Source organism: Komagataeibacter europaeus LMG 18890 (assembly GCF_000285295.1).
Classification (GTDB): Bacteria; Pseudomonadota; Alphaproteobacteria; order Acetobacterales; family Acetobacteraceae; genus Komagataeibacter; species Komagataeibacter europaeus.
The window spans coordinates 1-8249 of the sequence record NZ_CADP01000115.1 but is presented as its reverse complement, the minus strand read 5'-3'; the positions used below and the strand labels follow the sequence as shown (position 1 = coordinate 8249).

General features: G+C 60.3%; 14 protein-coding genes and 1 pseudogene. 3 read left to right on the top strand and 12 right to left on the bottom strand.

All coding sequences use genetic code 11. The features are described from left to right. The 5 genes and pseudogenes from GEU01_RS24860 to traA form a co-directional block, all read right to left on the bottom strand. On the bottom strand, window positions 1–299 hold a 299-nt coding region (locus GEU01_RS24860; protein ID WP_232272449.1), incomplete at its 3' end, for a transposase. An 87-nt stretch (window positions 300–386) separates the two neighbouring features. After that, window positions 387–635: pseudogene (locus GEU01_RS23245) on the bottom strand (DUF6118 family protein); the annotation flags it as partial. After that, window positions 635–1057, bottom strand: coding sequence for a type II toxin-antitoxin system VapC family toxin (locus GEU01_RS18070; RefSeq protein ID WP_019087205.1), 423 nt, complete (start codon window positions 1055–1057; stop codon window positions 635–637). The gene GEU01_RS18070 and the pseudogene GEU01_RS23245, both read right to left, overlap by 1 nt. Then, window positions 1054–1305 (bottom strand): FitA-like ribbon-helix-helix domain-containing protein, encoded by a 252-nt coding sequence (locus GEU01_RS18065; RefSeq protein ID WP_019087204.1) that lies wholly within the window; start codon window positions 1303–1305, stop codon window positions 1054–1056. Before GEU01_RS18065 ends, GEU01_RS18070 begins: the two co-directional genes overlap by 4 nt. A 64-nt stretch (window positions 1306–1369) precedes the next feature. Next, a complete protein-coding gene (gene traA, locus GEU01_RS18060) occupies window positions 1370–4459 on the bottom strand; it encodes a Ti-type conjugative transfer relaxase TraA (protein WP_019087203.1) in 3090 nt (1029 codons plus the stop codon). 96 nt (window positions 4460–4555) lie between these two features. On the opposite strand from traA, the gene GEU01_RS18055 reads away from it, so the two are divergent. The 3 genes from GEU01_RS18055 to GEU01_RS18045 all read left to right on the top strand — a co-directional run bounded on the left by GEU01_RS18055 (window position 4556) and on the right by GEU01_RS18045 (window position 5745). Beyond that, window positions 4556–4915 carry a conjugal transfer protein TraD gene (locus GEU01_RS18055; RefSeq protein ID WP_026018857.1) on the top strand — a complete coding sequence of 120 codons (360 nt, stop codon included), beginning with the start codon at window positions 4556–4558 and terminating at the stop codon, window positions 4913–4915. A 64-nt stretch (window positions 4916–4979) separates the two neighbouring features. Then, entirely contained in the window at window positions 4980–5246 is a 267-nt protein-coding gene (locus GEU01_RS18050; protein ID WP_026018856.1) for a conjugal transfer protein TraD, read from the top strand. Next, the gene (locus tag GEU01_RS18045) at window positions 5239–5745 is read left to right on the top strand and encodes a MucR family transcriptional regulator (RefSeq protein ID WP_019087200.1); all 507 of its coding nucleotides are present in this window, start codon (window positions 5239–5241) and stop codon (window positions 5743–5745) included. The genes GEU01_RS18050 and GEU01_RS18045 overlap by 8 nt, the downstream gene beginning before the upstream one ends. A gap of 53 nt (window positions 5746–5798) precedes the next feature. Here the strand turns inward: GEU01_RS18045 and GEU01_RS18040 are convergent, their stop codons facing one another. The 7 genes from GEU01_RS18040 to GEU01_RS23235 form a co-directional block, all read right to left on the bottom strand. Beyond that, window positions 5799–6053, bottom strand: a complete 255-nt coding sequence (locus GEU01_RS18040) for a hypothetical protein (RefSeq protein ID WP_012813384.1) — start codon at window positions 6051–6053, stop codon at window positions 5799–5801. A gap of 84 nt (window positions 6054–6137) precedes the next feature. Next, window positions 6138–6314: a CopG family antitoxin gene (locus GEU01_RS23240; protein ID WP_019087198.1), complete on the bottom strand. Its 177-nt coding sequence runs from the start codon at window positions 6312–6314 to the stop codon at window positions 6138–6140. A 36-nt stretch (window positions 6315–6350) separates the two neighbouring features. Further along, window positions 6351–6737 (bottom strand): type II toxin-antitoxin system VapC family toxin, encoded by a 387-nt coding sequence (locus GEU01_RS18030; protein WP_019087197.1) that lies wholly within the window; start codon window positions 6735–6737, stop codon window positions 6351–6353. Next, window positions 6734–6979, bottom strand: coding sequence for a type II toxin-antitoxin system Phd/YefM family antitoxin (locus tag GEU01_RS18025; RefSeq protein ID WP_006560453.1), 246 nt, complete (start codon window positions 6977–6979; stop codon window positions 6734–6736). The genes GEU01_RS18030 and GEU01_RS18025 overlap by 4 nt, the downstream gene beginning before the upstream one ends. A 128-nt stretch (window positions 6980–7107) precedes the next feature. Continuing rightward, window positions 7108–7503 (bottom strand): type II toxin-antitoxin system death-on-curing family toxin, encoded by a 396-nt coding sequence (locus tag GEU01_RS18020; RefSeq protein WP_010665988.1) that lies wholly within the window; start codon window positions 7501–7503, stop codon window positions 7108–7110. Continuing rightward, entirely contained in the window at window positions 7500–7727 is a 228-nt protein-coding gene (locus GEU01_RS18015; RefSeq protein ID WP_026018855.1) for an AbrB/MazE/SpoVT family DNA-binding domain-containing protein, read from the bottom strand. The genes GEU01_RS18020 and GEU01_RS18015 overlap by 4 nt, the downstream gene beginning before the upstream one ends. Window positions 7728–7830: 103 nt before the next feature. Next, on the bottom strand, window positions 7831–8238 hold the full coding sequence (locus tag GEU01_RS23235) for a DUF2442 domain-containing protein (protein WP_042710944.1): 408 nt from the start codon (window positions 8236–8238) through the stop codon (window positions 7831–7833). Between the last annotated feature and the right edge of the window lie 11 nt (window positions 8239–8249).

The window sequence follows — 8249 nt, the reverse complement described above, 5'->3', positions numbered from 1 at the left end:
TTTTTTTGGGCTCCCGCCGCCTTGTGGTGAGCCCTGATGTTCGTGCCATCCAGAAAAGTCATGCCCAGCGCCACTCCGTGGTGCTCCTGAACCAGTTCGAGCAGGCGTTCCCACACCCCCAGTTTCGCCCAGCGGATGAAAAGCTGCGCCGCCCGCCACCACGGACCCAGCTCAGCGGGGATACTTCGCCATTTCGCACCATTCTCATGACGCCAGAAGATCGCTGCTATCGTACGCCGCAGATCATGGGGCGGTGTCTTGCCCCTTGGCCGAACCGCCTCAATCAGCGGTTCCCAGATCGCCCATGTCTCATCAGTGAAAGTGCCTGTTCCGTCTCCTTCTTCAATCCATACAATATAGGAAGTATTTTAAGATCTAACAGGCCCTAGTCCTTCCTCCCGTATCCCCTGCCCATACGCCTGAGGCGTCATTTTCAGCGTTGGAGTGTCCTCAATCGCCTTCATCCGCGTACTAACCGCGTTCATGGCTTTTACGACGCGGGCCAGATCCTCCGTGTAATCCGGCGGTCGGTTATCCCGCCACGCCTGCGGCAACGCTTCCACAGCCCGACGCAGCACCGACACTTCAGCCCGCAGATCGTCGAAAGCTTGCGCTGCGGGATCTGTGTCCGGCATCAGACGCCCTCCCACGGATTAAGAACCCGCACACCGGCTGCCTCAAAAGGCGACACGTCGCGGCTGGCTACAGCATAACCACGAGATGCGGCGGTCGCGGCAATATAGCCATCCGCCTTGCCAATTGCCCGCCCCTCTGACCTAGCCCGCACCATCAGTTCGGCATAGGCTTGAGACGCCGCTAGATCGAACGACAGGACACGTCCCGCGAATAGGGGCAGAACCTGCCGCTCCAACCGCTCATGAAGCACCGAACGTCTCCGACCCGCCGGCATCGCTCCGATCCCGAAACGCAACTCCGCTACTGTGACGGCGGACAGAAAAAGCGTCTCGATCGCCTGCGCATCAATCCAGGCCAGGACAAGCGGTTCAGGGGCAGGTTTCCACGGCTCGGAAATCACATTGGTATCAAGCAGGATCATTCGAAGGACATCGGCTCGGCCGGAGTTTGATCGCGAACCTGCAAGGTCGTGACATCCTGTTCACGCACACCGGCCTCACGACCAATAGACGCCAGAAGCGACCCCAGCTGCACCCGCTGCGAGGGCCGGACGGCAGCTTCCAGAATGGTCCGGATCTCCGCTTCTGTGCTGCGTCCATGCAGCACAGCCTGCGCCTTCAGCGCCCGATGCGTCTCTTCCGGAAGATTGCGAATAACCACAGAAGACATGACAGAACTCCTAATTTCTGAAATGATATCATAAATATAAATACGATATCTTTCCAGAAAAATCCTACATCCCCATATCCATACCGCGCGACCTGGAGCGTGAGAGGGCCTGCTCCCGCTGATGGGGATGCAACCCGTGATCGAGCGTCGATCCCTTCCTGATGCCCAGCTCGCGGCTTTTCTCCCGCAGGATGGACTCAAGCTGCGCATCCCGCTTCAGCTCCTTCAGCGCCACACCCTGCTGCTCCCGGCTCAGCCCGTCCCAGGTCTTCACAAACCGCGCCGCCCGCAGATCCGGACTCTTCCGCACCCTGTCCTCATGCTCCAGCCCCTCGACCAGTTTGCGCGCCCGTGCCGGACCTTCCAGACCATACAGCGCCTGCCGGATCTCCGGCTGATGCTTCAGCGCCGCCCGCAGATCCGCCTCACCACCACGCCGGACCCGTTCCAAATCCCGACCGGCTTCAAAAAGCGCCCTCTTCTGGTGCTCCAGCACCGGCAGCTCCTGACGCACCATGCGCTCGGCATCCACCCAGGCCCGCGCATACCGCTCCACCGCCTGCTGAAGCGGGTCACTCCCCGGTACAAACCCGTCCAGTCCGGCCGGCACTTGCTCACGCTGCACACGGGGCAGCCTCAAACCCACAAAGGGAGAGACAGGAGCCTCACGCTCAACCCCACTTTCCCCCTTACCGGCCCCGGCATCCATCCCGGCCGACACGTCTTTTTCCGCCGTGCGACGCCCCGGCCGCACGGACAGGTCCAGTCCATCGAACATCCCGCGTTTTTGCTGTGCTGACGCAGGCTCTGGCATAGGCACACCTTCAGCCTGCCTGTCCTGCCGGGGGCCAGAGGCGGCCTTCTCACGCTCCACCACGATCTCGCTCTCGGGGACATGCAGCCCGCGCCGCCGCGCAAATCCGGCATCCTGATCCCGGACATGCGGGTAATCCAGCGTGGTATCCTTCAGCCGCTCGCGCGACAGCTGCTTCACCAGCCCGTCCCGGTCGCCCACATCATCCCGGCCCCAATGGACGGACACGCTCTCCCGATGCCGCGATAGCGCCACATAGGCCCCGTGCCGGTCCATGCTCCCCGTCGCCAGCACATGCGCCCGGTCCACCGTCACACCCTGCGATTTGTGGATGGTGGCGGCATAGCCATGATCCAGCGCGTCATACTCCCACAGCCGCACGGACACGACCCGTCCGGTCCCAATGCCATCAGGACCATCAAGCTGCACAGAAAGCATGATCCGGTCCTCATCCATGCCATACAGCCCACGCACCGTGCCCAACGTGCCGTTCTTCACCCCCAGGTCCCGGTCATTACGCAGGAAATACACCCTGTCCTCATGCGCAAAACGCCTCTCCCCCTGAACCGTCATCACCGACAGTTCGACATCAGCATCCAGCTCCCCCGCGTCCTTACGGATCTCCCGCGCCGCCTCGTTCAGCGCCCGCACATCAACACGCCGATGCGCCAGCATGATCTGGCTTTCTTCTGGGGCGGCCTGCCGGGCTTCATCCCACCCGGCCACCACTCCGGCCCGCGCCTCTTCCAGCGTGTCATGCCCACGCACCAGGCCAGCCGCCTCATAGCGACCCAGCGCCTCCCCCGTCCGCCCCGTCGCCAGCTCCTTCGTGGCCGCCTGCTGCCAGCCTTCACGCTGCCGGCGCACCGTCGTGATTTCCACCGACCCGACCTGCTCGGCCACCGCCCGGAACGCCCCACCAGCCTCGATCGCCTGCAACTGCTCGGGATCGCCCACCAGCACCACCTTGGCCCCGGTCCCGCGCGCGGCTGACAAAACCCGCTCCATCTGCCTTGACCCCACCATGCCGGCCTCGTCCACCACCAGCACGTCCCCGCGCTCCAGCAGGTCGAACCCACGTTCCCACGCACGCTCCAGGGAGGCCAGCGTCAGGCTCTCGATCCCGGACCCGGCTTCCAGACCTTCCGCTGCGATCCCCGACAGCGCCGCCCCGCGCACCCGGTACCCGGCTGCCTCCCACGCCTCACGGGCCACACCCAGCATGGTGCTCTTCCCCGTCCCGGCATACCCGACCACGACGGACAGGTCGCGGGACTTCGTGACCTCGCCCACCGCCAGCGCCTGCTCGTCCCCAAGCCCGTCCCGCGCCATCGCTACCCGACGCACCGCCAGCGGCACCGCATGACCCTGGGACTGTCCCATCGCGAGCGACGCCTCTTCCAGCCGCTGCTCGACCCCGATCATCTCCCGTGTGGAAAACCGCTCTCGCCCGTGCCCGTCTTTCCCGAGCGCTACCAGCTCCGGACATGCCTCCACCCGAACCATGACAGCACTGAACTGTTCCGCGTCCGCCGTATGCCGGTCCACGAACCGCGCCAGGTCCTGCCGGATGAATGTGCTCTGCTGTCGCGTCAGCGCCTCCAGCGCCACATGAGGCTCAGCCAGCAACTTTTCCCCATTGCGTCGCGCGATCTCCAGATGATCAGCAACCCGTTCCGCATCCTCGCCCCGCTCTTCCCGGCGCATTCCGGCCGGACCAATCTTGTTCTGCGGCTCAAGGTCGATCCCCTGTGCCGCGAACGACCGATGATCGATCCGCACGTCCAGGTCCAGTTCGGCCAGCCGTTCATTGGCAAGTGACGCCCATCGCTCCCGCCATGTCAGCAGGAGTTCCTTGTCGTTCCATGAGCGTTCTTTCGCACCGAAACCATTCTCATCCACAGACCGCGTGGACAGCATCACATGTGCATGGGGCTTCGCCTGTCCGTCCTCACCAATATCCCAATGTACATTGAGATCGGCCACCATACTGCGTTCCACGAACTGCTCCCGCACAAAATCCCGTGCCAGCGCGATCCCTTGCGCCTGGGTCATTTCGCGCGGGATTGAAAACTCCACCTCACGGGCAAGCTGGGCATCCTTGCGTTTCTCGATCGCCTCGACCTCATTCCATAGGGTCGCACGATCAAGAAACCGTTCCGGCGCGCCATCGGGCAGCAGGATCTCGGAATACACCACGCCGCTCTTGTTGGAAAAGTCATGGTCGCGATCCAGCCGCACATCATGCAGGCGGGACGCTGCGCGATAAGCCGCCGCCGCCACGGCGCTCCGGCCGGTGGCGCGGCTGATGACCTTTGCATGCAGGTGATAGATCGCCATGAGCACGATCCTATCACACCCCTTAAGCGCATGTCACGAAGTGACGTATAAGCGCGCACTCACATTTTACTGCGCCATAAGAATTGATTACTCTGGATGAGTGACGCGGTTCTCGCCTGTGTGATAGAGTATGGCACAAACCAGCAGAACAGGGGACCAAAAATGCGTAAACCACGGGACATTGATACGGAACTGAAGGCGCTTCAGGAAAAGGCGAAGCAGCTTAAGGCGCAAATAACCATCCAGCTCGGTGAACTGGTCGAGGCGACGGGAGCCGATACCATGTCGATCGAGGCGCTGGCCGGTGTACTGCTTGCGGCTATCGAGCAGGCGGACGGCAAACCCGAAGCCGTCGCGAGGTGGACCGAACGGGGGACGGCGTTCTTTCAGGCAGGCGGAAAAAAGGGCGGCCGGAAAGGAACCGGAAATGATCAGAGCGGAGCTTCTGGCGCTTGAAAGACAGATCAGAAAGCAGGCGGCCCTGATCCATCGCCATCAGGCACGAAAGGCACGTACTGACATGCGCGACTGGGCGAAGGCGCGACGGGAACGCACCCATCATCTGATCGAACTGGGCGGCCTGGTACAGAAGGCAGGACTGGTCGATCTGACTGATGATGACCGTGCCACCCTGCTCGGGGCCTTCCTGGATATTGCAAGGCAGCTTCGGGGGGGTAGGAATACCGCTTCGGGCGACCTGAAAATATGCTGGAGACGCGCAGGGCTTCATGCCTTCGACAGGGACCGGGAACATGACAGGACAACAGACGGAAACGACCATGACTGACTACGAAACACAATCATCTGAAACAGACACGCTGCGGGAACTGACGACCCGGATTGTCACGGCCTATGTCAGCAGCAATACGGTTCCGGCGGATACTCTGCCCGGCCTCATCGCCAAGGTGCTTCAGGCACTCGGCAGTCTGGAACAGACGACAACCGAAACACCGAATCTGGTACCGGCCGTGCCTGTGAAGAAATCGGTCTTTCCAGATTACGTTGTCTGTCTGGAGGACGGAAAAAAACTGAAGATGCTCAAGCGTCATCTCCAGTCCGCCTATGGCATGACGCCAAAACAGTATCGGGAGAAATGGGTCCTGCCTGCAAGCTACCCGATGGTAGCACCCACCTATGCAGCCCGACGCTCTGCCCTGGCACAGAAAATCGGACTGGGGCGGGCAGCCAGGACCGCACCTGATGTTATAGCCCCCACTGCTGAAGATCAGGTGCCGGTCACGCATGTACCGGAAAAAAAACGTGGACGCAGGCCAAAACTGGCCTGAAAATCCAGACGGAAACAGAACGCGGGAACGACCTCTCATTCCCGCGCTGAAGATTACCAGTAATATTCGTGGGGTCGCCGGGTGCCGGTATACGGAAAGACCGCCTCGACAGGATCGAGGTCGCCCTTGATGATCAGGCGGGCAACATGCCTGTCATGATGACGGCCAGGACGGATATCGTGCAGATGACTGTACCAGTTGGGAGATTCAGAGGCTTCACGTGAGCCTCCATAGCCACAGCGATCCGGCTGGTTGGCCCAGCGATGATTGCGACCGTATTTGCGGCTGTGATGATAGGTGCGAGACATGGGAGCTTCCCCTCCATGACGCGCGGAGTGATTTCCGAGCGTACCTACATCGCCCGATCTCCTCTGTTCTGGTCGGAATATACTTTACCGCGTCTGTGCGACATCGGTCTCCAGCAGGGACGCCGGCAGGCGCATGTTGAGGGCGGCCGCCTTGGGTTCGATCTCAAAGCGCATGGGCTTGAAACCGGACAGGTCATACCGGGTCAGATCGGCGGTCGCGACGAAATCCTCGGCCGCTTCGTCACTGTGCAGCGAGGGCATGGACCTATTTTTGTAGCTCATACTGGTCGATCTCCTTCAGACTGCTTCGATCGGGCCTGGATAAGCCTTTCCCAGCGGATCATGGGTCAGCAGAAGCAATCCTTCCACCGTGGCCTGTGCCACAAGGATCCGATCAAAGGGATCCCGATGCACATCTGGCAGTTGTCCGACTGCCAAGGCGTGCTGGCTGGTGATCGGTAACTCCTCATAACCGTTTTCGATCAGACCGCGTCGCAGCAGATGAGGATCGACCTGGAAGTCTGCCCGTCCCAGCCTGGTCTTAATGGTGATCTCCCAGAGACTGGCCGCACTGAAGACCAGAACATTGTCCTGATCTTCCATCAGGGTTTTCGCCCGTGTTGACAGCTTGTCAGGCTCTCCGGCCGCCCAAAGCAGCAGATGGGTATCCAGAAGAAGCCTCATGCCGGACCGTCGAACAGAGACACAATATCGTCCTGTCCCATGCGATCAAAATCTTCGGGCACCCGGATTTTTCCAGCAAGAAACCCCAGACGCCGTTGCTGTAACTCTTCAGGAGCCGTAATCGGGCTGACCCGCACCATCGGCCGGCCGGCTTTGGCAATGATGAAGCTTTCCCCTTTCATGGCCGCGTCAATCAGCCGGGACAGATGGGTCTTGGCTTCGTGGATGTTGACCGTGCGCATGGCGAAAGCCTCCTGAGTTTACTCAAAAAAAAAGACTTAGCCATATTAGTCTGGTCCATAAAGACAAATGTCGCCAGAACCACCTCAGGAAACGAAAAAAGCACACTCATCGCGTTCCTCGTTTACCGTCATACCCTTTCGGATGCGACATTGGCGGTCAGGAATGCCGCATAGCCCAGTTCGTCCATCTGACCTGCCGCCAGCGCGAGAACCGCATTTGCTGCATCTTCCTGGGCTGCCGTGAAACGATAGCCGTTCAGTTCCAAAAACAGCACACCGAGCACAAAGCCCGTACGCTTGTTCCCGTCGATGAAAGGATGGTTTTTGACGATACCCGCCGTATAGACGGCCGCCAGATGCACTGGATCCAGCGGATCCGCATAAGCCGCATGCTGCTGTGGCCGGGCAAGCGCGGATTTCAGAAGACCTGCATCCCGTACGCCGGAAGCGCCACCATGCACCCCCAACAGCCGATCATGCAGGATCAAGGTATCCCGTTCGTCTATCCAGACGAAGGCTGTCATTGAGCCAGAACATGCAGCGTATCACGGTAACGCCGCATAATATCTTCAGCCTTTGTCATTTTGGTTTCGAAGTCAGGATCATAGGGCACGAGCCGATATCCGCCTTCTGGTGCTTCGATCAGATACAGGGGCGCGCCATCCTGGGTGTTCAGCCGTGAAATCACTTCCTTGGGTAGTACGACCCCGAGTGAGTTTCCGAATTTTCGCACTTTCAGCTCGACCATAGTGAATCCCCCCTAATGTTATTACCAATGTAATAACCTTTTGCGGTTTCAGCAACCACCATGCTCACCGGCCTGTCTAGCTCACAGTGGTCAGCCGTCTTTCTTACGCGACGTTCCTTGGCCGACCGCCTTTAGCACCATTCCGGCGTGCTGCCGTCGCCTTTGCCTGGCTGGCGGATGATCCGCCCACACGTCCCATCTGTGCCGCCATCCAGCTCCTGGAACCGTAGATACCGTGGATCAGACCTTCGACCAGAACATCGGCGTCGAGACGGGGCCAGTGAAGGCCATTCCCCAGCGGGGTGATCTCGATCTCGGCCAGATCATTCAGGGAAGCGTCCTGCAAATCTTGTATCAGACTCACAGGCACGCTTATCTCAACACCGTTGGAGAGCGTGACATGAAGAGCGCGGCGAGCACGGATAAACCGTGCGGAGACCGCATGAGGAATTGTCGCTCTATGAAGCGCGTCTGCTTCACGAGCGGCCTGATAGTTCATGTCATTCGCCATGTATCTTCTCC